Raw genomic sequence first — 23485 nt, 5'->3', positions numbered from 1 at the left:
CCTTTATTTATCTTTTTCATTTGCGCGACGCAAATAAATCAACTCATTGGTGTCTACAATGATACGTTCACCAGCATTCATAAAGGGGGGAACAAGAATACGAATCCCGTTTTCAAGAATGGCGGGTTTATAAGAGGAGGTAACCGTTTGTCCTTTGATGGCAGGATCGGCTTCCGCAATTGTGACAGCAACCTGATCAGGAAGTGAGATGCCAATAGGCTTTTCTTGATAAAGTTCAACTGTGACAGTCATCCCATCTTGGAGAAACGCAGCACGTTCACCAACAAAATCCTTTTGAAGTTCAAGTTGTTCATAAGATTCTGAATCCATAAAGACCAAAGCATCCCCTTGTTGATAAAGAAATGTGAAATCCTTTTGTTCAAGGCGCACGCGTTCAACTGTCTCAGCAGCACGAAAGCGTTCATTAAGTTTTGTACCATCAATCAAATTTTTCATTTCAACTTGGTTAAATGCACCACCTTTTCCTGGTTTTACAGCGTTACATTTAACAGCAACCCATAAGCTTCCTTGATGTTCGATCACATTACCAGGGCGAATTTCATTGCCATTAATTTTCATCGTTTCTATCCAATTCTATTCTTGCAAAAAGAACTCTCTTGTTGTTTTTATGGCGCTTTTCTTTGCTGCCTTTAACAGTCAAGCTCTTTTGTTATTTTCGGGCTAAAATCCCTTTGATTAACCTTGCGGCTCTCTCATGGTCCTGTGTGCTCTTTATGGGCTTTCTCCTGCTTTTTGCAAAGAGAAAAGCTTAAGTAAAAAAGGACCTTTATGTATTTTTGCTTTTCAGTTCTTTGCAAGACCATAAAAAGCGCTCAGACGCAAGCTTTTTAAAAATTTGCACAAAAATTTTTTAGAATTTTTGGGGAAATTTATCCCGTTGTGTCGTAAAATATCATCATTGATGGCAATAATATAATTGATGGCAATGATATAAGTTCCCTAAAACCATGAGGTGTTTTTAATTAAGAATATGTGATGAATATGTGAATACGGAGTTTATTATAGTGTCTCATGGGATAGAGCGTGGTGTTAGCTTTCATTTTGATCAGAGAGTAATTGTAAAAAGGCTCTTTGTTTTATCGAGATTAGGACTCTAAATTTTTTTAAAAGCAGGTATTTTTCTGTACTTGATGCGATTTCATCATGGTGGTATGGGGGCTGTTGTTTTGTTAAGATATCAGCATAGAAAAAGACAAGTGGAGCATTTAGGATATCGGCTATTTCTTTTAAACGCTCTGCGCTGACACGATTTAAGCCGTTTTCATATTTCTGGATTTGTTGGAAAGTAACACCTAAATGTTGACCTAATGTTTTTTGAGACATCTTCAACATTTTTCGTCTCAAACGAATTTTTTTGCCAATGAATTTGCCGCTGAAAATGTCGTTATAAGGATTTTTACCAAAACCCTAGAAAATGCTACACGGGATATAGAAAACTCTTCAGCTGCTTCAATCACAGATAGTCCAAGTTTTGCATTTACATCTTCGCGTAACAATTCACTAGGGTGTGGGGCATTTTCATTATTTTTAGTATTCTTCTTTTCTTAAATCTCAAAGCTATAATTTACACTATTTTGTATTGTCACAATCTATAATAAAATTTATCCACTCTGGCTAAAAATGAGGGTTTTTATTGAGATGCAAATCTCTTTGCCTTTCGCAAGAACTTTTAAGTCTTTACGTGTAAAATATAGAGAATGTTTACATTAAATAGCGGGTTCATTTGGGCTGAGTACTTATATGAGCACGTAGTTCTCCGTTCACACTATACTGAAAAAGAGACACTATAGTGCTACTATTTAATTTTATTCTATACCTCAAATTCACACCCATGTTTTGTTGCTTTTGAGGTTGATCTGTATAGATCACATTATATCCATTCCGTCGCAACAGATTGATAAATAAAGGAGTAAAGTTGTCTGCTGTATTATTTTTCTTTATAAGAAATGTGGTTGTAGCTGGTGGTAGAGGTCTCTTGATATAGCTAATAAATTTGTTAGCAACTAATTGTGCCTGACGCTTTGTAAGACTTTGATCAACATAATTTGATGAATAATTGCCTACAGATGCGCAACCAGCCACCAACACAACCGGTGACAGCAATAAATATTTTAACATCTTTAATTCCCCTTACTTATTGTTGCTCTTTATTTGCGAAGCTCCTCTTCCAGAAATTAAGAGCAACTTTACTTATAGCACATTAACAACATATCGGTATCTAATCAATCGGTTAATTAATCAATGAATAATGGTTTCAGCTGTAAAGGCTGCTTGAAGTGCTTCTGGTGGCGTATATTTTAATAAACAGCTGCTTTTAGTGATTATGATAAAAAAGCAATTTTTTGCGTTTGCATGTTAAGATCATGTCCTCTATCACCATTATAAAATGATGCGTTAGGTTCTGTTCCAGATCGACCAAAAAAATTTTCAAGCATTGCTTTTTGAGGGCTGTCTTTTTTTAAATACGTATGAATGCTTATTCTGTTTGCTGTAAAATACTGTCGTTTGAGGTGTGGTGCTATAAGACATAAAACTTTGTACATGTGATGTTTTTATGAGAGTGTGTGGTGAATATTTGAGGGAGAGCTTGTCCGGATAATCTTGTGAAATGAACCACATAAAATGGGAAGCTAAAAGAGTTCTGTTCTGAGAAGACGGATTGTTTCCCAACTGGATAGGGAAGGGGCTTCTGTCCTTTGAGGGGTGGGAGGCAAGTCAAGAATAGAGAGTGTAGCGCCCTATATTATGATGTTAAAAGCTTTCATTTTGATCAGAGAGTAATTGTAAAATGGCTCTTTGTTTTATCGAGGTTAGAACTCTAAATCTTTTTAAAAGTAGGTATTCCTCTGTACTTGATGCGATTTCATCATGAGAGTACGGGGGCTGTTGTTTTGTTAAGATATCTGCATAGAAAAAGACAAGTGGAACATTTAAGATATCGGCAATTTCTTTTAAACGCCCTGCGCTGACACGATTTAAGCCGTTTTCATATTTCTGGATTTGTTGGAAAGTAACACCTAAATGTTGACCTAATGTTTTTTGAGACATTTTTAGCATTTTTCGTCTCAAACGAATTTTTTTGCCAACGAAAATGTCATTATCAAGATTTTTGGCTCGCATTTTAAAGCCCCCGCCGGTTGCGAGCGCCCTCGCGTTGGTATTCCGGGAGTCTAAAAACACTGACCTCGAATCAGCATTTTGCTTTTAGTGCTTAAAGCACCTGGACATAGCAAAATCTCCCGGAATTCCGGGATACCCGCAAAGCGGGGTAAATTTATGTACGAGGTTTCGGGTTTTTAGAGCCCTATTGGTCGTTGCGTATGCGACCAAAACACCTTTCAATATGTAAAGTAATTTCGGAGGCTTGGCAATAAAAAATAGCTTTTTACTGAGAGTCGGCGTGTTTTTCATCCAAGCAAAAAGAATGAAAAAATAGAGCTTGCGGAATTTTCAGGATAGCCTAGCTGTTTTGCTTATTGGGTATTGTTTGTTAAGCAAATGATACCAGTGCGTTTTCTTTACCAATGAAAATGTCATTATCAAGATTTTTGGCTCGCATTTTAAAGCCCCCGCCGGTTGCGAGCGCCCTCGCGTTGGTATTCCGGGAGCTTGAAAATACTGAATCCGAATCAGCCTTTTTGCTTTTAGTGCTTAAAGCACCTGGACAGAGCAAAATCTCCCGGAATTTCTATAAATTTTATCTTTTTGATGCAGAGAGGAGTATTTAAAAAACAGGAAGGAGCTTTATTGCTTCTTTGTGCGCTTTTTCTAGTTGTGCCTTATCCATGCCTTGGAGCATTATTTCAAGATCAGGAGCTTGCATTTTTGCCTCCTTTGCGAGCATATACCATGCCGCTGCCATTATTATATCGCCTTTTGTTCCTGTGCCATCTCGATAAAGCCTTGCAAGGGAAATCTGTGCTGGTGCAATCATGTTGACGGCATTTCTGTGAAGTAAATGAAAAGCACGCTGAAAATCTGTTTCTCCTCCACGCCCCTGTACAAGCCATTGTGCTAAATGAAGTTGAGCTTTTAAGTGGTTGTTTTGAGCTGCTACTTCCATGAGCTTGCGGGCATTGTAATCATCTTTTGGTCGCTTTAACGTGCCTAAGGAAAGAATTTTTGCAGCAGAAAAAGCCGCTTCAGCATCGCCAAGAGCAGCACCTTTTAAGTACCATTTTAAGGCTTGCTCTATTGCTTCATTTTCACGACTTTGGGAAGAAACACCAGGGAGAGCTTGTTTTTCCTGTGAGGCCTTATAAAGAAGCAGTTGTCCATAATAAAAATAGGCTTCCTTGACGCCTGCTTTGACAGCTTTTTGAATGAATTGCGCACCAAGTTCTTGATTTTGTTTTATAAAGTTACCATCAAACAACATAAGTCCATAGCGTAGTTGTGCTTGGGGTTCCCCCTGTTTTGCAGCGCGTTCAAACCATAAAGCAGCACGCGCACCGTCAATAGGAACAGCGCATCCTTCCATATAAATTCGGGCAAGAAGAGTTTGTGCAAAAGGATCATTTTTTTCAGCACGTCGGAGTGCTTCACGAAAAGCTTTTAAATAATAACCTTGGATGTAATAGTCATAGGCTTGGTCATAATCTCCAGCTTTTAAAGGCTGAAAAGGTTCTTGTGTGTTTGACGCATCTTGAACCGTATTGAAAGAGCTTTCAGAATTTGAGATTTCTTCAGTGTTTCCCGCTGAACTTACAGCAGAACTTGCAAGCCCAATCACGCCTAAGATGAGCAGCTTCACGCTTCTCTTGATCATGGTGTTTTCTCCTCATTACCGATCAGAATTTTCACATTTTTTTTCATCATTACAAGCCGTATAAGAATTTCATTTCTATATTACTTTTTATCTCTCAGTTTTTCGTCTTGGTTCAAGGTAGGGTTGGGTAAGTTAAAAAAGTAGCATAAATGTCGACGAGAGACAGACTGTTTAAAACAGTTCTGTTAAAAATAATACAGTCCTGTTAAAAATAATAATGATGAGGGGTTATCGTATGTAAAGATGCTTATCTTCTATTATATCAATGGCTTATCCCCCTAAAATGAAAAAATGCTTACAATGGAGGTTGCTTTTTAAAATACGTATGAATGCTTATGAATAGCGCACGCTATTCGTGTGATGTTAGCTTGCATTCTCATCAGAGATCAGCTGTAAAAAGGCTTTCTTTTTTACCGTTGTTAGAACTCTAAATCTTTTGAGCAGCAGGTATTCCTCTGTGCTTGATGCGATTTCATCATGGTGGTATGGGGACTGCTGTTTTGTAATGATATCGGCGTAAAAAAAGGCAATGGGAACATTCAAGATATCAGAAATTTCCATTAAACGCCCTGCGCTGACACGATTTAAGCCGTTTTCATATTTTTGAATTTGTTGGAAAGTGACACCTAAAGCGTGTCCTAAAGTTGTTTGAGACATTTTTAGCATTTTTCGTCTCAAACGAATTTTTTTGCCAATAAAAAGATCAATATTAAGATTTTGAGATTGCATTTTTCCCCGCCGGTTGCGAGCGCCCTCGCATGAGTATTCCGGGAGCTTGAAAGTACTGAAATCTAATCAGCTTTTTTTGCTTTTAGTGCTTAAAGCACCTGGACATAGCAAAAACTCCCGGAATTCCGGGATACCCACAAAGTGGGTTCATCTTTACGCTAGAACTTAGGGTTTTCAAGGCCCCTTTTGGTCGTTGCGTATGCGACCAAAACATCTTTTAATTCATAAAGTAATTTCAGGAAATTTACAATAAAAATAGTTTTTTACTTACAAAATTTGTTTTTTAATGAGAGGCTATCTTCCTCTTAAATCTCTCTGGAATGATTGTCAAAATCATGACATTAGCCCCCGTGTTTTTTGAGAGGGTTAAAAAGCCTTAAGGTTTAAGATCAAAAGAACTTTGGACGCTTAAAAGTTAAACATTTTCAATTCTCTAGTATTGACAACATAGACAAGAGTAATTATCTCCAATATTCAGGAATAGAAAGGACATATATTATGAAGACCACCCTTTCTCCGCTAATTTCAGAGTTCGAAACCGTTGAACAGGAAAGCAGCTACACTGCATGGCTGCGCGATAAGGTAGCGAGCAGTCTTGCAAATCCATATCCTCCTATTCCGCATGATGAGGTTATGGCTGAAATGGAAGTTATAATCAGTCAGCTTGAAGCTGAACAGGACAAGTGATGCTTCCGGTTGTTTGATTGTCTTCGGCGCGCGACAATTTGCGTCAGATGTTACCTATATTGCTCGCGAGAAACCATCTGCTGCGCGCCGAATGAAAAGGTTTTTGGAAGCATCTGTACTGCCATTGGCTGAACATCCATATTTATACAGACAGAGTGAGAAGGTATTAGGATTACGAGAAATTGTAGCGCATCCAAATTACCTTATATTGTATCGAGTAGCTGCACATCAAATCGAAATTGTAGCTGTAGTACATGCCTGACGTGAATTTCCTATTTTTCTTTAATCTAATGAGAGGCTGCCTCTTAAACTTTGCAAGTCCATCAAAATTATGACAACAGCCCCGCGTTTATCAAAGAGACTAAAATGATTTCTTCTACGGTAGTGAATTCACGCGCGGTCTCTTCATTAAAATTTGCACAATCGCTTGCTGTTTGAATAAGAGTGGGGGGTGGATCGTTTCTTTGAGCCTATAGAATGGGTGTGTCTGTGGAATGTGGTGGGATGCTACGTGGTTTTAGGCGTGCGCTTTAAAAAATAAACATAAGCATTATTCAAATTTAACGTGATGCTGTAGCAAATTTTTTTGCATCTAAATTGTAGCCAACTTCACATAGTCGATCAATAAGATCCGGAAGTGTTTCTTTTACGTGTTCATTAAAAGAAAGGTAGTAAACTCCACCAACATCTGAAAGCATTTCAATGCCTTCTTTTTGTAGAATAGCAATCCTCTCAAGAGGAAGTGCGGCAGCTAACATGCCCATTTCGAAAATAACGTTTTGTCGTGCACGGGGTTGAATTTTTTCTGCACCTTGAGATATAGCATAACCCATGTCATCATGCGTGAGGAGTACAATACCAAAACTTATAGAACTGTCACAAATTTCTTTTTTCAAAGTTTGAATGATGGGTAAACCATTACCACTCGTGTTTTGTAAGATGTATGGTTCGAGACCAAGCCTGCGAAGAATAAGTTCAAGTTGCTCTAGAGCAATATGGTCATGGCCATGAACGATAAAGATTTTTTTATTTGAGGGATTGGGGGCAGTTTTTGAGGAAGGAATCGTTGATGTTTCTTCTATATGCTTTGCTAAATCTTCTATTAACTTTTGTTTTATGTTTTCTTTGCCTTGAACGTTGATTGTTCCTGTGCTTTCATACCAATTAATAACGCCTCCTTCGGAGGTTTTGATCTGATATCCTTTAGAAGAATTAAGTGATAGAGACTTAATTTCTATGATTTTATATCCAGCTGTTTTAACTATATCTTTAAGGTCTTCGAAGGTTCCGCTATATTTCACTGTTTATATTCTTTCAATATTGCTGGCTATTAATATAAAATGGTGGTTTATTTTTATAACTATTTGAATTTAAAGAGCGCTATGATTTCATTTTCTTATACTATGCACAAAAAAAGACAGTCACCTTCCATTCAATTGATTGAAACGTGGGAAAACTTGACTAAATGATGGGAAATTTTACTGCGTGATGAAGCGATCTGATTGAATTATGAATAAACGAAACGAATTTTTCTCCTATTTTTATATATCATTATGTTCTCTATAAGAAACACGAAAGTTAACGTTTTATTTATAAATTCTTCTCCTATATTACAAGGGGGTGTCCTTACATTTTTCTTGCATTGTTTTAAGCAGTATTAAGGGATTGTCGTTCCCGAAAATGACTTCTTCTACAGCAATGAATTCACATCCAGTCTTTAAGGCTTCATCAAAGGTTGAAAAATCGCTTCCTGCTTGCACAACAGCAGGGATTTCCATAATCTCTGCCCACCATGTTGCTAACTGGAGATTGCGGGGGTGCGCATGGGGTTTTTTATCAGCCCCTAATTTGCCAAAAAATAGATAATCAACACCTGTTTCCGCTGCAAGCATAGCACTATGGCGATTGCGTAAATTGCCAAAGCCTATGATTTTTTGTTCCTTTTGCTGATTTTTGAAGCTTTCAAGAGCGTTAAGATCATCTTCTATGTGCAATCCATCAGCCTTTATACGCCCAGCAATGCGGCTGTCATCAGCGATGAGAAGGGCTGCGTCATGATGTTGAATATCTTCTGCGTAAATTTGCGCTTGTTGTTGTAAAAAAGAGCTATCATCTTTCAACTTTTCAGAATCATAGAGGATGACGCATGCAAAAGACTTTGTTTGCAAAATTTGCCGCAATAATGCGTGTGGGGTGTTGCGCCGAACATCAAGTGTTAAAATCAACTGAGGGAAAAGAGGTGGATCAATTGGTTTATTTTTTTGTTCTGTCATGTCAAATCCCTGTTTCTTAGAAAAAATAACGCTTAAAAATTAAAGTTTCATTCTATTATGCTTATTTGCGATGAAAGTGACCACCATTTTCACGTAATTTAAAGGATTTGTGGGTGTGTGGAAGCCTGTTTATGAGAAATGAGAGTGTTTTTAAGCATAATATGTCGCCTTTTTGTTGTGATACACGTATGGACGCTTTTCGTTCTTTTGCCTTTAAAAAACTTTTGCTTTTAAAAAAATAAACGCTTAAAATGAAACTTGACTCTTAAAAATTAAAATTTCATCCTGTTCATGCTTGTTGGCAATAAGGGTAAGCACCATTTTTATGGGACTTCAAGGGGGGTGCAACGTGTGGGAGTCCACTGATGAAATACCAAGGTATTCTTGAGCATAATACTCAACCTTCTCATCGTGATACACGCATTGATGTTTTTCGTTCTTTGGCCTTATTGACGATTTTCATCAACCATATTCCCAGAACGATCTATGAGTCTTTTACTCATAGAAACTTCGGTTTTTCTGATTGTGCAGAAGTGTTTGTTTTGCTTTCAGGGATTGCTCTTGGGTTAAGCTTTCATGGACGATTACAGCAAAAATCCTTTGCTTTTATTATCCGAAAACTTTGGTACAGAGCTCTGCAGCTCTATGGTGCATATCTTTTTACTACTTTTGTCACGTTAAGTCTTTTTTTTGCTGCCTTTTTATTATGGCGAACAGAAAAACTTTTATCGATGAACAATGTGGGACTCTTTTTTAAAGAGCCTAGTATCGCATTTTTGAGTACCTTAAGCTTTGGGCATCAATTGGGATATAATAATATTCTTCCTCTTTATATCGTTTTGATGTTTTTTGCGCCTTTTATCCTTTATTTGAGTTGTAAGCAGACAAAATGGCTGCTTTTGGGCTCCTTTACACTGTATCTTATCTGCGGATTTTATAAAATTGCTCCTCCTTCTTATCCTTTAAAGGGAAAGTGGTTTTTAAATCCTTTGTCTTGGCAATTCTTATTTGTCATAGGATTGACCAGTACTTTAGCGCTTAAACAAGGAAAAAAAATCGCTTTTCAGTCTTTTTGGATTGTTTGTGCGGCAGCGTATCTCTTGTTGGCGCTGTTATGGGTTCGCTTAAATTGGTGGGGCATTTTGGGGTGGCTTGGCTGGTCTTCCCCATTGTTGAACTTTAATAAAACCTTTTTAAGCTTGCCACGTTTACTCCATGTTCTTGCATTAGCCTTTCTCATTCTTTCTTTGCCGCGCATCAATAAATGGTTTTATGTCTCTCAGAAACATCCTTTAGCAATTTTAGGAAAACATAGTTTACCGGTCTTTGTAACGGGAACCATTTTTGCGATGTTTGGACAAATTATAAAAACAGTGATGACAGAAACGTTTTTTTCCGATACCCTCTTAATAATAACGGGTATTGCTTTGCAATTTGGAGTCGCTTATTATTGTGAAAAACGGCAATCTTGGCAGTGGTCATTTTCAAGGAAAATGATCCGTTTATAAAAAACATTCCTATAGTGTTTGTTGGGCACGTTAACCTTAGTATAAAAAGTGCGTTGCGCAAAAAAATTAAAAGAGGTAGCAGTTTTAAAAAAAAGCGTTCTATACAGCAACAAAAGAAACTTTTTAATACTCTGTTCGTTGAGTGGTATAATTTTGTGCTGATACTTGGAGTATAAAAGCGTGAGTGTACATAAACGTCCATATGATGAACCTATTATCATGATTGAGCATAATGCTTTTGAAAATGCTTTTAATCGTCTCTATGAAGAAACAATGGCGCTGATTGAAAAAACCGCAGCGTATATTGACTCAGAAGGGAAATTAGTAGCACGCTCTCTTTCGGCAGAGGTTTCTGCAATCTATGCAAAAGAGGCTATGTATTTAAGTACACGACTTATGCAAATCGCTTCTCAACTCCTTCTTCTTCGCGCAGAGCGTGAAGGGGAAATGTCATCAGAACAAATAAAAAAAGAAATTGTAAAAGTGTCACTTCATACACCGACATTGGAACTTGAAACCCCGCATTGGCATGAATTGCCAGAAATTTTTCGCCAATTTGTTTCTCATTCATTGCGTTTAGAAGCGCGGATAACCTATATGCGTGCTGGGTGGGAAACTGCGGCCTCCTGTGATTTAGAAGATGATAATCCAGTGGGAAAACAAATCGAATTGCTCAAAACAGCCTTTGGGCGTTCTTAGAGGGACTCCCCTTGCTTTGTGCGAAGGAGAAATGTCATCAGAACAAATAAAAAAAGAAATTGTAAAAGTGTCACTTCATACACCGACATTGGAACTTGAAACCCCTCATTGGCATGAATTGCCAGAAATTTTTCGCCAATTTGTTTCTCATTCATTGCGTTTAGAAGCGCGCATTTTTTTCATTTAGAGATGCTGCTGTAGTTTAAGCGTTCTGGTCAATAAGGGGCGGCTGTAGTTTAAGCGATGATAATCCAGTGGGAAAATAAATCGAATTGCTCAAAACAGCCTTTGGGCGTGCTGAGAATAATAGCTCCTTGCTTCTTTCTTGCGATATTTAGAGCAGTATACCCATTTTTTTTTACAACCGAAATTTCACAACTAAAACTAATCTAGAGTGCTTTTTTCTGCCTAATTTTATTTGAGCGTAGGAAATATCTTGAGCTTATAGCTGAAGGGTATAGGTATTGATTGTAAATTATGGCATGGGATGGAGTATGGTTGGTTTTGTGGGAAATCGGCTTTGGTTGATTGCAGCTGGAACACTTTCTGTTGATCTATCGTGTGATTTTGTTTTGGCTCTGATAATGATCTGGCTCTAAGATAGAGTAGGGGCTTGTACATCAATTTATTTGTGCTCTATAATTTATGCCTATAAAGCTGCTGTAAAGTGTGTGTTAATGAGGATGATACACATTGTTACAGTTTTTGGGCTTCTTTTGTCTTGAATGGAAGGTATTTTCCCTCGCGTAAAGTAAAATATCCAAAATAAAGTGCCATATAATGAATGCCCCATGGGTTCCCTGTGCCCCCATGCAATGTCCCTCTATATGCAATGTCATTGTGGTGTGATGAGTATACTCAAAAACACCTCTCAGTTCTTATTCACATTCGTTGAGCCTCTCTCATTTTTACGCTTGCAAAGGAAAAAGCCGGCACTATCATCATCTTTGCCAGTCCCCAATGTTGCAACAGCTTTTGGAACTTGAGACAATTCATTAGAGGCATTTTTAGTCCTGTCTTGTACAGTTTCACTCTATACGGCAATCCCACGTTTCATATGTAAGAGAATGGTTTTGATTGCTTCAATATAAACAGATTTGTAATGAGAAAATCTTAGGATATTCGGGATTCTTATGCAACATACAAAATAATTAATTATCTTTGTAAATCAATGTGTTGAGTTATTGTGGTAGCGTCATGCTATAATGTAAAAAGTTTCCGTAAAGTGTATACTATTCATTGCATAGCCTCTTTATACTTATGAATGTGCAATCCAGCACTGATCTATTTTCTCGTTTGCGATGTTTAACCATTATGGCATTGGAAATGATACAGAAAGGGAATTTTTATGCTTTAGAGGGTGCTTGATAAGGTGCTTGCTTGTGATGTGTGAATGGTTTTGATTGATTTCAGTTATGCTTCATAAAGTGTATTCCATAAAGATGCTGTTCGTTGTGTGTTATAATTGTATAAATTTGGGGGATATGATTATCTTTTTACTGGTTTTGTCTTGGGTTGCTGGTTTCTTTGTGGTCTTGTCTTTATTCACATCTTTATTCACAGGGGGGAAAAGTGTATAGACTGTAGTTTATGGCAGAGACGATTCGTATTATAGGCATTGATCCCGGATTACGGCGTACAGGGTGGGGCGTTATCGATGTTGCGGGTAATCGTCTTCAGTTTATTGCAGCAGGGACGGTTTCTTCTGATGTACAGTGTGAGCTGGCTTCCAGACTATGTCAGATCCACAAAGGTCTTTCAGAGGTTGTGCATCAATTTATGCCCCATGAAGCCGCTGTAGAACATGTATTTGTCAACAAAGATGCTACAGCAACTTTAAAACTTGGCCAAGCGCGTGCAATTGCACTGCTGGTTCCTGCGCAAGCAAATCTTCCTGTTTTTGAATATGCGCCCAACAAAGTGAAAAAATCAGTTATTGGGGTTGGACATGGGGCTAAAGAACAAATCCATATGATGGTCAAAGTTCTCCTCCCACGGGCTGAATTTGATAGCAGTGATGCGGCTGATGCTCTTGCTCTTGCTCTTTGTCATAGTATGCACCGTAACAGTATTGACCGATCTTATCAGGCAAGGATGGCGATATGAGTGGGGTGGAAGCATGATTGGCAAATTAAAGGGCACTCTTGAACATATCTTTGATGATCATATCCTTCTTGATGTTCACGGTGTGGGGTATGTTGTTTTTGTGTCAAATCGGCTGCGTCCTTCTTTACCCTCTGTTGGGGAGGCGTTAAGCCTTTTTATTGAAACGCATGTTCGGGAAGACGCAATCCGCCTTTTTGGTTTTGCTACAAGAGCTGAACAGGAGTGGTTTTGTCTTCTACAAAATGTTCCTGGAGTAGGGGCAAAGGTTGCTTTGGCAATCTTGGGTACTTTATCGCCAGATGAACTTGCACAGGCTATTGCTTTAAACGATGTTGCGATGATTAGTCGAGCGCCAGGCGTTGGTAAAAAAGTCAGTGAAAGAATTGTGGGTGAACTGAAAAGTAAAACACTCCCCTTTGAACAAGCTGTCAAGACTGTTTCGGTTTCTCAGCGTGAGATGACCAATCAACCTGCGCATGATGCGCTTTCCGCGTTGATGAAGCTAGGGTTTGAACGGGAGCATGCATCTCGTGCTCTTGCTCTTGCGATGAATGCTCTTGAGGGGGAAACTGTTTCTTCTGCCCTGCTGATCCGCCATAGTCTCAAATTGCTTTCTTCTCCTACTTAAAATCAAGGTAACAATGCATAAAGATGAAGATAAACGCCTTCTGGGTTCCGCCCCCCTTCCTAACGATCCAGATCGTTCCTTGAGGCCACAAGTTCTCGATGACTTTATTGGTCAAGAAGCGGCGCGGGCTAATTTAAAAATATTTATTGAAGCAGCAAAAACGCGGCAAGAAGCGCTGGATCACGTTTTGTTTGTAGGGCCACCGGGGTTGGGAAAAACAACGCTTTCACAGATTATGGCAAAAGAATTAGGCGTTAATTTTCGCTCTACTTCAGGGCCGGTCATCGCTAAAGCAGGAGATTTAGCCGCTCTCTTGACCAATCTTGAAGAACGTGATGTCTTGTTTATTGATGAAATTCATCGCTTAAATCCGGCGATTGAGGAAATTCTTTATCCAGCCATGGAAGATTATCAACTTGATTTGATCATTGGGGAGGGGCCGGCCGCACGCTCGGTGAAAATTGATCTGGCTAAATTTACTTTGGTGGCAGCAACCACACGTTTGGGGCTTTTAACCACACCTCTACGAGACCGTTTTGGCATCCCAATTCGTCTCAATTTTTATACGATAGAAGAATTGGAATATATTGTGCAGCGTAATGCACGACTTTTTGCCGTTAAGATCAGTGATGATGGTGCTCATGAAATTGCACGCCGAGCACGCGGGACGCCTCGTATTGCCGGACGGCTTTTACGGCGCGTTTGTGATTTTGCTCTGGTTAAACAGGCAAAACAAATTGACCAAAAAATCGCCGATGAAGCCCTTTCGCGCCTTGAGGTTGATCATCTTGGGCTTGATCCGCTTGACCGCCGCTACTTGCTCCTGATTGCGGAAACTTTTTTAGGGGGACCGGTGGGGATTGAAACGATTGCTGCTGCTTTATCAGAACCACGCGATGCCATTGAAGATATTGTTGAACCGTATTTGCTCCAACAAGGTTTTATTCAAAGAACCGCTCGTGGACGCATTCTAACTGAAAAGGCTTGGAGCCATTTAGGGCTTTCTGCTCCAGCCTCTACAACGTCTATACAAAGGCGTTCTCAACTTTCTGATGCTCAAGACAATTCATCACTTCAGACGTCTTTATGGGATGGGGAAGATGACTAAGACATTCTCTTTATTAAAAGAAACTATGTGAATATTTTATAGCAAGGTCATAAAATACAAGAGACGTGCCTTCTTTTAGCATATTCTGGCTAAAAAGGTTTGGCACTATTAAAGATTTTTTGCTTTTCACAACTTCAACACAAAAATGTGTTCAATCTTTTGATTGATAGATAATTTGCTATATTAGATGATTTTATGGGATATGAAGTCGATGACAGAAATAACACCTTTTAAGAGCAATCATACAAACGCTTTTCATAATTTTCAGGTCCGCGTTTATGTTGCGGATACAGATTTTTCCGGTGTAGTTTATCATGCGCGTTATCTTGAGTTTTTTGAACGAGGACGTTCAGAGTTTTTACGGGATACCGGTTTTAATAATAAGATGTTAGCAGCAGGGGGTGAGGGGGAAAAACTGTTTTTTGTTGTTCGTCATATGGAAATTAATTTTTCAAGACCCGCTAAAATTGATCATCTTTTAGTCGTTAAAACACGTGTTACTCATATCCAAGGGGCCCGCTTTTTTATGGAGCAATCTATTTTGCATGAGATGACTACGTTGGTAACAGCCAAAGTTGAAATTGCTCTGATTAATGAGGAGGCAAAACCGCGACGTTTACCCAAAGAACTTTTTGCAAAAATGCTTGGTTAAAAGTGTTATTCATTGAAACAGCCGCTTCAGGAGAGATCAGCAGATATAAAGTAATCTATAATCTAAGACTATACATTTATCATAGCCTAGATGTTTTCTAACAAGGTTACACGATACAGCAAAAGAAAGCACCTCTGCTACAATAACTACAATAAATTGAAGATGATATCCCACAAAATTAAACACGCCCTATCCATGTTATGATTCAAAAACAATGTCATATCATCCATTTTCTTCTATAAACTCAAGATATTTTCTTTTTTTTGAAGAAAGGTTTGTTGGCATCGGAAAGCAGCGAAAAAGTACAAAATATAAAAAGAAATAAAAATGGATTAAGATTTATTTTTATAAAAATGCACATACCCAGCGCAATATTGCAATAAAGTGATAATAAGCCATTAGGTCGAAAATTGTCTTAAAAACACCCAAAGGGTGTTTTTAAGCAATTTGATTTGTTTTTTTTACTGGATTGTCATTTGGCATCACAAGAGCGCGTGTTTCATCCATTTCTATCTATAATGCATCACTTTATGTGCGCTTCTAAGCGTAGTAAATGAGTGAGAGATCAATGTATACAAAGCAGAAATGCATTCTTGATTTAAAGTTTCAAAAGCATATTATTCTATATAATATATTGACTTAGAAAGATAAATTATCACTTCTCACGGGTACAAACCCTAATAGAGGAATAGAATAAAATACTTTACATTTCAAATCTGTTCATGTTGAAACAATTAAAATCATTTGCTTACGCATCATAAGAGAGCAATAAAAATCATTGAAAAAATTGTAAAAATGTTCCTTATGTATCATTTTCAATGCAATAATGATCAAATATCGCAAGTGAGCAAAGAGAGCGAAGAAGCTGGTTTTCATGAAGTAAAGACGTGAAAAGGCTTTTTTCATGTCACGGAAGCTTGTACGTTATACCATGGTGCCAGAGAGATGATAGGCATTGAAAGGGGCTAATTCACAACACAATGAGATTACATGAGACTTACACTAGATTATATAGGACTTATAATAGGGGGGGTGCATGGGGGAGGCGCATTGTTGTGAGGTGTGGTAGGGTGGTTTAGTATCGTTTTTTGTGCCCGATGGTGTACCCCGTATTCAATTCGATGGAAAATGAGAGAAATAATAGCCTGAGGCAAAGCGTCATCTTTTATGATGATAACATATTTATTTACAATGATAATTCATTGCGTTGTCACTTTCAGATAATTCTGAAACTTGTAAAATTTTTTCTTTTCAAGCTCTATTGCCGCGAATTAATCAAAAACATTTTCTTACATGTCACAAGCGGAGTTGGTGAGTGGATACAAAAATACTTAAGAAAGGAATAAAATGCTTCTTATGAATCTTTTCAAGTGCTAAGACTTATCGCTGTATTTTAAGCTTAAAACGCGTATGATGATTTAGCGTTCTTTTCATAAGCGTAAAGATGGTGGTGCATAATAGATTTTATATCATGCATTTTTATGTCTTTTATTTTTATAGCATTTATGGAGAAATCCTTATCGTTATATTTTTCATAAATGCTGTTGTGAAATGAGGGGGGTGTGCATTGAGGGATGTCTCTCGTCATAACTTTTTAAGGAAATTTAAGAAACAAGTCTTGTTTTAGCGCATGGATTTATGTGAGACTAGAGTCTTTACTTAAATTTAGAAACTATAAAATAATCTGTTTTATAAATTTTAAAAATGCATCTTTCATTTAGAGGGACAAAAATTATGCCGCATTTAGAACTAACGAATCCAGAAACAATTGGAATGTTGCATTTGTTTATGCAAGCGAGTTGGATCGTGAAAGGTGTTATGATCGGGTTGCTGCTCGCTTCTATCTGGAGTTGGGCAATTATTTTTGATAAAATTTTTACGTATCGGAGAATACGGCGTGAAATAAAGCAGTTTGAACGCACATTTTGGTCTGGCAAAGCGCTAGAAGATCTTTATGCATCATGCAAAAGTCAACGTACCAATAGTATATCCGCAGTTTTTATGGCAGCAATGGTTGAATGGAAAAAATCTCTTGAAAAAGGGACCCATACATCGAAAAGTTTGCAGAGCAGAATTGATAAGGCTATGGATTTGACGCTGGGACGTGAAAGTGAAAAAATAGAATCAAAATTAAGTTTTCTTGCGACACTGGGATCTGCGGGACCTTTTATCGGACTTTTTGGAACAGTTATTGGTATTATGGAGTCTTTTCTTTCTATTTCAGCTTCTCAAAATACATCACTTGCCATTGTCGCGCCAGGGATTGCAGAAGCGCTTTTGGCAACCGCTATTGGTTTGTTTGCAGCAATTCCAGCTGTTATTGCTTATAACAAGTTGACTCATGAAAGTGCGCGCATCATTGCACAAATAGAAAATTTTGCCGATGAATTTTCAACAATTGTATCGCGGCGTATTGATGAAACACGCGCAGCACCTTCCTCTTTATAAAAAGGATCTTATCCCATGGGTTTTTCTGTTGCTTCTTCTTCTCGCAAAAATACACGTAGGCGGCATCATTCACGAAGCCAACTGATGAGTGAGATCAATGTCACTCCTTTTGTGGATGTTATGCTGGTCTTGTTGATTATTTTTATGGTCTCTGCCCCCCTTTTAGTGAACGGTGTTCCTCTAGATTTGCCTCGTAGTCAAGCGGGTCCCGTACGAGCTCAAAAAACACCTCTTACGGTTTCACTTGACGCGCAAGGGCGCTTTGCCATTAATCAAGATTACTATGAAACGTCACAGGCCCTGATTGCACACCTGAAAACTCTTCTGGAAGCAGATGCTACACAAAAAGATCAACGGGTTTTTGTGCGGGTTGCTAAAACTGTTGAATATCAGCAAGTATTAAAACTGCTGGCGGATATTCAAAAAGCGGGGTTTTCTCAAGTTGCGTTAGCAAGTTTAGCACAATAAATAATAAGTAATAAAATTGTGCATAACCGGTTGTTTTTAAGATGTTTTTAAAAGAGCATAGAGTGATTAAAAATGAAAAAATGTAAGGCATAAGTAAGGCATAAAGAATGAACAAAGACTCTTATCATAGTATGAAACGAGGCTTGGCTTTATCCCTTGTGGTCCATGTCATTTTTCTCAGTTGGGGAGCCGTTCAGTTTACAAACTCTGTCTCTTTACCACAACCGTTGGAAGCAATTCCCATCACTCTTGCTCCTTTGGTGGACGAGTTTTCCTCTCAACAAGGAGCCGTGAAGGCTCCTATCCGTGCAATCCCTGCCGTCAAACCAACTATGCAACCACAAGAGAAAGAAGATGCACGCCATATTGGAGAGGGACAAATAGATAGTCTTGCACCGTTTCAACCAGAGGAAAAGCTGCGTCCCGTTGAAACAGCATCGCCACCATCAAGCGAGAACACGTCAGAAACATTTGCACCAGAACTTACAAAACCAGAATTATTAGAAGCAAAAACAGAGGATGCACCCAAGGTTGCGCCTGAGATGCCTTTGGAGGCACCACCGGAGGATGCACCCAAGGCTGCACCTGAGATGCCTTTGGAGGCACCACCGGAGGATGCGCCCAAGGCTGCACCTGAGATGCCTTTGGAGGCACCACCGGAGGATGCGCCCAAGGCTGCACCTGAGATGCCTTTGGAGGCACCACCGGAGGATGCGCCCAAGGCTGCACCTGAGATGCCTTTGGAGGCACCACCGGAGGATGCGCCCAAGGCTGCACCTGAGATGCCTTTGGAGGCACCACCGGAGGATGCGCCCAAGGCTGCACCTGAGATGCCTTTGGAGGCACCACCGGAGGATGCGCCCAAGGCTGCACCTGAGATGCCTTTGGAGGCACCACCGGAGGATGCGCCCAAGGCTGCACCTGAGATGCCTTTGGAGGCACCACCGGAGGATGCGCCCAAGGCTGCACCTGAGATGCCTTTGGAGGCACCACCGGAGGATGCGCCCAAGGCTGCACCTGAGATGCCTTTGGAGGCACCACCGGAGGATGCGCCCAAGGCTGCACCTGAGATGCCTTTGGAGGCACCACCGGAGGATGCGCCCAAGGCTGCACCTGAGATGCCTTTGGAGGCACCACCGGAGGATGCGCCCAAGGCTGCACCTGAGATGCCTTTGGAGGCACCACCGGAGGATGCGCCCAAGGCTGCACCTGAGATGCCTTTGGAGGCACCACCGGAGGATGCGCCCAAGGCTGCACCTGAGATGCCTTTGGAGGCACCACCGGAGGATGCGCCCAAGGCTGCACCTGAGATGCCTTTGGAGGCACCACCGGAGGATGCGCCCAAGGCTGCACCTGAGATGCCTTTGGAGGCACCACCGGAGGATGCGCCCAAGGTTGCACCTGAGATGCCTTTGGAGGCACCGGAGGATGCCTCTAAGGTTGCGCTCAAGCCTGCGCACAAAAATGAAGAAATGATATCGCCAAAAGAATTGGCTCCAACGGTCCCAAAAGTACCAGCAGAGCAGATTGTTCATCAAGCGCCCAAAATTGTACTTCCAGAAAAATCTCTTCTTCCACAGTTTAAACCAAAGTTTGACGGAGAATTTCCAAAGAAGAATGAGGCTGCATTGAATCAAAAGACGCCAAAGCTTAACAAGAAAAACCAAGAGAAACAGACCATTGAAGATATTTTAGCTCTGGAGGAAAATAATTTGCTCAATCGTGCGCGGTCACAAGGAGGGGGAGCAAAACGTTCTCATACACCAGAAGCTTTGGGTGCAAGAAAAAATATTAATGATACCACAAAAATGGCACAAACATTGGTCAATATTGTGGGGGGATGTATTCAACAGAAGCTTAAACTTGTGGCGCTTGGCGGCGATTTAAAAAATCGTCCGGTCGTGCGGTTGCGATTTTATTTAGACCGTGAAGGGATGGTTGTGGGCGATCCTATCATTGATCCCGTAAGCGGCCTTGAGAGTCAACAAGCTATTATGATAAGGCAGGTGTATGCTGCTGTCTTTTCATGCCAACCTTATGCAGATCTCCCACGTGATCAATATGATCTATGGGGGCAAGGTTTTGACTTTAATGTTGATCCCCTCCAAGAAATAAGATGATAAACGAGAAAAAAGCGCTTAACGAAAGGACACATTCCATGATGACTATAACGAGACATAAAGTTTTTGCTTGGTTTATTGTCACTTGTGGGGTGTGGCTTTCAAGTATTTCATCGGGTTATGCGCAATTGAAAGGAACTATTTCGAGCGCTGATTTTAATCCCATTCCCATTGCAATTACAGACTTTATTTCCAATGATTCGATTGGGTTGAAAATATCTGCTGTGGTGACAGCCGATCTCGAACGGTCGGGGCTGTTTTTACCGCTTGATAAAGCAAATTTTTTTGAAAACATTTCTAATCCTAATAAACAACCACATTTTGCTTCTTGGCAGAAAATAAAAGCGCAAGGTTTAGTTACTGGGCAAGTCATGAGAGAAATCGATGGACGTTTGAGGGTCGATTTTCGTTTATGGGATGTGTTTGGACAAAGACAATTGAAAGGACGGCGTTTTTATACTGCGACAGAACGTTGGCGGCGTGTGGCACATATGATCGCAGATGAGATCTATAGTGAGATGACAGGAGAAAGTGGTTATTTTGATACACGAATTGTTTTTATCGATGAAACAGGTCCTCAAAATGCACGCATTAAACGTTTAGCAATGATGGATCAAGATGGAGCAAATTTGATTTATATGTCTGATGGAAGTGAATTGGTGCTTACACCGCGGTTTTCACCAAAAAGACAAGAATTGACCTATATGGCTTACGAGGACAATCAAGTACCTCATGTTTATCTCCAACAAATTGAAATGGGGCAAAGAGAGTTGATCGGAACGTTTAATAACATGACAATTGCTCCGCGTTTTTCTTCTGATGGACAAAAAGTTATCATGAGTTTGTTACAAAATGATGGGAGTGCCAATCTTTACACTATGGATTTACGAACCCGTACGATGACGCGACTTACAACAACTTCTGCTATTGATACTTCTGCTTCTTATTCACCGGATGGAAAACAAATTGTCTTTTCTTCAGATCGTAGTGGAAAGCCGCAAATCTATAAAATGAATGCGGATGGGAGTGATATTCAGCGTATTTCTTCAAACGATGGGAGTTATTCAACACCTATTTGGTCTCCACGGGGTGACTATATCGCCTTTACAAAACAATTAAGCGGACAATTTTCTATCGGTGTTATGCGCCCTGATGGACAAGGAGAACGAATTTTAACCACGGGGTTTCACAATGAAGGACCAACGTGGGCCCCCAATGGTCGTGTACTGATGTTCTTTCGCAAAAATCCCGGTATGGGACCAAAAATTTATACGATTGATATTACGGGTCGCAATGAACGACAACTTCCTACCCCCAATGATGCTTCAGATCCAGCATGGTCGCCTTTGCTCAATGTACAGTAAAACAAAATGCTTAAAAACAGAATATAGAAGGAATATAGTCTACACAGTCTCAAGTTTAAACAATCTCAATAGTTTTTTAATTATTTAAAAGAAGGAATTGATTATAGTGGGCATGGGGAGTTATGTAGGTTTCATCTATCATCTACGGTTGTTGATCGATAATGGAATTTCCTTGGGGGAAAATGCTTAAAAAAATTCAAAACAATACCTTGAAAAAATAGAGCCGAAAATTCTAAGATCTCTAGATTTCAATTTTTTATTCAAAGTGTCGCTATATATATTTTTTTAAACTTCCTCTTCGATTTTGTTTGTGAAGAGTCCTCTTGTCAGGGGGGCTGTTGCTCTTTGATGTGTTTTATTCAAGTACGCGGTTGTTTTAGGTCTGAATATTGATTGATTGGTAAGAGCAAAAGGACAGATTTTTAAGATAAATGACGTTATTTTAGAAATATACGATGCCATAAAGTTAATGCCATAAAGTCAAAAATTTATCCGCAACAGATTAGAGAGATGTACCAGCTTTTTATACAATACTTTGCTAAACAATCAGCTCTGGCTTTCCATTTGCTTATTTTTATTCTGTGATGTTGTAAAAACACTGCTCTTTGAGGTGTGGGGATATAGGGCGTATAAACCTCCTTGATATATTCTAAGTGTTTTTAAGTGCGTGGCGAATATTTAGGGGAGTGCATGTTTGTTGAGCCTTAAGTTTCAAGTGAATTTTATGAGTGATTCGTCATAGGAATACGTTAGGAAAATCCCAATTGTTTAGAGGCTAGATCATTTTCATCACTTGAGGGTGGGGAGAGGAGGTTAATCTTAAAGAACAAAAAGATCAAATAGAGAGGGGATATAGGGATAATCTTTGGGGCATGTAAGAAAGGCGTGAGGCTACAGAGTTTTGTATGCTTTTCTTTTTGGGATTATGTTTTCTGCGATTGATTGTGGTTTCTTGTTGCATCAATGGCTTACCCCGCTATTGACGCGGGGCTTTTATATGTGCGGATAAAGAGGAGGGGTGACAGATGCTTTTGAAGCCCTCATGCATGAAGAGAAGGCTTATGCAAATGATGGGAATTATACAGACAATTTTGCCAAAATCTCATCACTGACATCAAAATTTGCATAAACATTTTGCACATCATCATCTTCTTCTAATGTTGAAATTAGTCGTAAAACGGACAAAGCTTTTTCTTCATCTATTGGTGCAAGGGTGGTGGCTTTCCAAATCGTTTTAATCGATTCTGCTTCACCAAGTTTTGCTTCAAGTGTTTTGGAAACTTCACCAATATCTTCAAATGCGCAGGTAATATGATGTCCGGTTTCTTCTGATTGCACATCTTCGGCACCGGCTTCAATTGCTGCATCCATGATGTTATCGGCTGTTCCTGCTTCTGGCTTATAGATTATTTCACCAATCCGATTAAACATGAAACTGACCGATCCTGTTTCCCCTAAGGCTCCTCCTGATTTTGTGAAGGCGGCGCGCACATTTGAAGCGGTGCGGTTGCGGTTATCAGTTAAAGCTTCAACAATGACGGCAACGCCGCCTGGTCCATAGCCCTCATAGCGTACTTCATCATAATTTTCGACATCGGCGCCTGACGCTTTTTTAATCGCGCGTTCAATATTATCTTTCGGCATCGATTGTGCTTTGGCATTTTGAACAGCCAGCCTTAAACGTGGGTTCATGGCTGGATCAGGAGCACCTTGTTTTGCTGCTACGGTAATTTCGCGCGCAAGCTTAGAAAATATTTTCGAGCGCATTGCATCTTGACGCCCTTTACGGTGCATAATATTCTTAAATTGTGAATGGCCTGCCATAGTTTTCCTTCCTATTTGAGGGCTTTTTTGCCAGTTGGATACTCCTTAGAATTTAAGGCGATAAAGCATGCATCCCACCAGA

General features: G+C 39.6%; 21 protein-coding genes and 1 pseudogene. 13 read left to right on the top strand and 9 right to left on the bottom strand.

The annotated features are described in order from the left end of the window. Nucleotides 1-3: 3 nt before the first annotated feature. The 6 genes from efp to ACFIMK_RS01940 all read right to left on the bottom strand — a co-directional run bounded on the left by efp (nt 4) and on the right by ACFIMK_RS01940 (nt 5518). Nucleotides 4-579 carry an elongation factor P gene (efp, locus tag ACFIMK_RS01965; RefSeq protein ID WP_015856958.1) on the bottom strand — a complete coding sequence of 192 codons (576 nt, stop codon included), beginning with the start codon at nt 577-579 and terminating at the stop codon, nt 4-6. 471 nt (nt 580-1050) lie between these two features. Next, complete coding sequence (locus ACFIMK_RS01960; protein WP_375681307.1) at nt 1051-1401, bottom strand: helix-turn-helix domain-containing protein; 351 nt, start codon at nt 1399-1401, stop codon at nt 1051-1053. Nucleotides 1402-1740: 339 nt separating this feature from the next. Next, nucleotides 1741-2139, bottom strand: coding sequence for a hypothetical protein (locus tag ACFIMK_RS01955; RefSeq protein WP_375610286.1), 399 nt, complete (start codon nt 2137-2139; stop codon nt 1741-1743). A gap of 633 nt (nt 2140-2772) precedes the next feature. Further along, nucleotides 2773-3141 carry a helix-turn-helix domain-containing protein gene (locus ACFIMK_RS01950; RefSeq protein ID WP_375632054.1) on the bottom strand — a complete coding sequence of 123 codons (369 nt, stop codon included), beginning with the start codon at nt 3139-3141 and terminating at the stop codon, nt 2773-2775. A gap of 604 nt (nt 3142-3745) precedes the next feature. After that, nucleotides 3746-4789, bottom strand: a complete 1044-nt coding sequence (locus ACFIMK_RS01945) for a tetratricopeptide repeat protein (protein ID WP_375682909.1) — start codon at nt 4787-4789, stop codon at nt 3746-3748. Between the two features lie 363 nt (nt 4790-5152). Beyond that, nucleotides 5153-5518, bottom strand: coding sequence for a helix-turn-helix domain-containing protein (locus tag ACFIMK_RS01940; protein ID WP_375668273.1), 366 nt, complete (start codon nt 5516-5518; stop codon nt 5153-5155). Nucleotides 5519-6016: 498 nt separating this feature from the next. Between ACFIMK_RS01940 and ACFIMK_RS01935 the strand changes: the two genes are divergently transcribed. Both ACFIMK_RS01935 and ACFIMK_RS01930 read left to right on the top strand, forming a co-directional pair. After that, nucleotides 6017-6205, top strand: coding sequence for an antitoxin (locus ACFIMK_RS01935; protein ID WP_375611750.1), 189 nt, complete (start codon nt 6017-6019; stop codon nt 6203-6205). Then, on the top strand, nt 6183-6467 hold the full coding sequence (locus ACFIMK_RS01930; RefSeq protein ID WP_375683667.1) for a type II toxin-antitoxin system RelE/ParE family toxin: 285 nt from the start codon (nt 6183-6185) through the stop codon (nt 6465-6467). Before ACFIMK_RS01935 ends, ACFIMK_RS01930 begins: the two co-directional genes overlap by 23 nt. A gap of 298 nt (nt 6468-6765) precedes the next feature. Here the strand turns inward: ACFIMK_RS01930 and ACFIMK_RS01925 are convergent, their stop codons facing one another. Together ACFIMK_RS01925 and ACFIMK_RS01920 are read right to left on the bottom strand one after the other, a co-directional pair. Beyond that, entirely contained in the window at nt 6766-7506 is a 741-nt protein-coding gene (locus tag ACFIMK_RS01925; protein ID WP_375682907.1) for a TIR domain-containing protein, read from the bottom strand. A 309-nt stretch (nt 7507-7815) separates the two neighbouring features. Next, entirely contained in the window at nt 7816-8478 is a 663-nt protein-coding gene (locus tag ACFIMK_RS01920; protein WP_375682640.1) for a thiamine phosphate synthase, read from the bottom strand. Between the two features lie 365 nt (nt 8479-8843). Between ACFIMK_RS01920 and ACFIMK_RS01915 the strand changes: the two genes are divergently transcribed. From ACFIMK_RS01915 to tolB, 11 genes and pseudogenes are all read left to right on the top strand, one after another. Further along, entirely contained in the window at nt 8844-9986 is a 1143-nt protein-coding gene (locus ACFIMK_RS01915) for an OpgC family protein (RefSeq protein ID WP_375682639.1), read from the top strand. 180 nt (nt 9987-10166) lie between these two features. Beyond that, nucleotides 10167-10685: a DUF1465 family protein gene (locus tag ACFIMK_RS01910; protein ID WP_375682638.1), complete on the top strand. Its 519-nt coding sequence runs from the start codon at nt 10167-10169 to the stop codon at nt 10683-10685. Between the two features lie 22 nt (nt 10686-10707). After that, nucleotides 10708-10951: pseudogene (locus tag ACFIMK_RS01905) on the top strand (DUF1465 family protein); the annotation flags it as partial. Between the two features lie 1324 nt (nt 10952-12275). Further along, on the top strand, nt 12276-12791 hold the full coding sequence (ruvC, locus tag ACFIMK_RS01900; RefSeq protein WP_375613206.1) for a crossover junction endodeoxyribonuclease RuvC: 516 nt from the start codon (nt 12276-12278) through the stop codon (nt 12789-12791). A 13-nt stretch (nt 12792-12804) separates the two neighbouring features. Next, the gene (gene ruvA, locus ACFIMK_RS01895; protein WP_375611757.1) at nt 12805-13419 is read left to right on the top strand and encodes a Holliday junction branch migration protein RuvA; all 615 of its coding nucleotides are present in this window, start codon (nt 12805-12807) and stop codon (nt 13417-13419) included. 13 nt (nt 13420-13432) lie between these two features. Beyond that, nucleotides 13433-14527, top strand: a complete 1095-nt coding sequence (ruvB, locus tag ACFIMK_RS01890; protein WP_375613207.1) for a Holliday junction branch migration DNA helicase RuvB — start codon at nt 13433-13435, stop codon at nt 14525-14527. 211 nt (nt 14528-14738) lie between these two features. Continuing rightward, on the top strand, nt 14739-15179 hold the full coding sequence (ybgC, locus tag ACFIMK_RS01885) for a tol-pal system-associated acyl-CoA thioesterase (RefSeq protein ID WP_375611759.1): 441 nt from the start codon (nt 14739-14741) through the stop codon (nt 15177-15179). 1734 nt (nt 15180-16913) lie between these two features. Continuing rightward, entirely contained in the window at nt 16914-17627 is a 714-nt protein-coding gene (tolQ, locus tag ACFIMK_RS01880) for a protein TolQ (RefSeq protein WP_375682906.1), read from the top strand. A 15-nt stretch (nt 17628-17642) separates the two neighbouring features. Continuing rightward, entirely contained in the window at nt 17643-18095 is a 453-nt protein-coding gene (gene tolR, locus ACFIMK_RS01875; protein ID WP_375674840.1) for a protein TolR, read from the top strand. A 926-nt stretch (nt 18096-19021) separates the two neighbouring features. Then, on the top strand, nt 19022-20215 hold the full coding sequence (locus tag ACFIMK_RS01870; protein WP_375682922.1) for a cell envelope biogenesis protein TolA: 1194 nt from the start codon (nt 19022-19024) through the stop codon (nt 20213-20215). A 38-nt stretch (nt 20216-20253) separates the two neighbouring features. After that, nucleotides 20254-21579, top strand: coding sequence for a Tol-Pal system beta propeller repeat protein TolB (gene tolB, locus ACFIMK_RS01865; RefSeq protein ID WP_375645667.1), 1326 nt, complete (start codon nt 20254-20256; stop codon nt 21577-21579). A 1077-nt stretch (nt 21580-22656) separates the two neighbouring features. On the opposite strand, the gene ACFIMK_RS01860 is transcribed toward tolB, so the two are convergent. Next, complete coding sequence (locus ACFIMK_RS01860; protein ID WP_254492472.1) at nt 22657-23403, bottom strand: YebC/PmpR family DNA-binding transcriptional regulator; 747 nt, start codon at nt 23401-23403, stop codon at nt 22657-22659. Nucleotides 23404-23485 lie beyond the last annotated feature (82 nt).

The organism is Bartonella sp. AP280QHHD, assembly GCF_042196125.1.
Taxonomy (GTDB): Bacteria; Pseudomonadota; Alphaproteobacteria; order Rhizobiales; family Rhizobiaceae; genus Bartonella.
This window is presented reverse-complemented; position numbering and strand designations above follow the sequence as displayed.

Bases quoted from the DNA above. Each gene is read 5' to 3' on its own strand.
- efp (WP_015856958.1), bottom strand. From the start codon at position 579: ATGAAAATTAATGGCAATGAAATTCGCCCTGGTAATGTGATCGAACAT.
- ACFIMK_RS01955 (WP_375610286.1), bottom strand. From the start codon at position 2,139: ATGTTAAAATATTTATTGCTGTCACCGGTTGTGTTGGTGGCTGGTTGC.
- ACFIMK_RS01950 (WP_375632054.1), bottom strand. From the start codon at position 3,141: ATGCGAGCCAAAAATCTTGATAATGACATTTTCGTTGGCAAAAAAATT.
- ACFIMK_RS01945 (WP_375682909.1), bottom strand. From the start codon at position 4,789: ATGATCAAGAGAAGCGTGAAGCTGCTCATCTTAGGCGTGATTGGGCTT.
- ACFIMK_RS01940 (WP_375668273.1), bottom strand. From the start codon at position 5,518: ATGCAATCTCAAAATCTTAATATTGATCTTTTTATTGGCAAAAAAATT.
- ACFIMK_RS01935 (WP_375611750.1), top strand. From the start codon at position 6,017: ATGAAGACCACCCTTTCTCCGCTAATTTCAGAGTTCGAAACCGTTGAA.
- ACFIMK_RS01920 (WP_375682640.1), bottom strand. From the start codon at position 8,478: ATGACAGAACAAAAAAATAAACCAATTGATCCACCTCTTTTCCCTCAG.
- ACFIMK_RS01915 (WP_375682639.1), top strand. From the start codon at position 8,844: ATGAAATACCAAGGTATTCTTGAGCATAATACTCAACCTTCTCATCGT.
- ruvC (WP_375613206.1), top strand. From the start codon at position 12,276: ATGGCAGAGACGATTCGTATTATAGGCATTGATCCCGGATTACGGCGT.
- ruvA (WP_375611757.1), top strand. From the start codon at position 12,805: ATGATTGGCAAATTAAAGGGCACTCTTGAACATATCTTTGATGATCAT.
- ruvB (WP_375613207.1), top strand. From the start codon at position 13,433: ATGCATAAAGATGAAGATAAACGCCTTCTGGGTTCCGCCCCCCTTCCT.
- ybgC (WP_375611759.1), top strand. From the start codon at position 14,739: ATGACAGAAATAACACCTTTTAAGAGCAATCATACAAACGCTTTTCAT.
- tolQ (WP_375682906.1), top strand. From the start codon at position 16,914: ATGCCGCATTTAGAACTAACGAATCCAGAAACAATTGGAATGTTGCAT.
- tolR (WP_375674840.1), top strand. From the start codon at position 17,643: ATGGGTTTTTCTGTTGCTTCTTCTTCTCGCAAAAATACACGTAGGCGG.
- ACFIMK_RS01870 (WP_375682922.1), top strand. From the start codon at position 19,022: ATGCCTTTGGAGGCACCACCGGAGGATGCGCCCAAGGCTGCACCTGAG.
- tolB (WP_375645667.1), top strand. From the start codon at position 20,254: ATGATGACTATAACGAGACATAAAGTTTTTGCTTGGTTTATTGTCACT.
- ACFIMK_RS01860 (WP_254492472.1), bottom strand. From the start codon at position 23,403: ATGGCAGGCCATTCACAATTTAAGAATATTATGCACCGTAAAGGGCGT.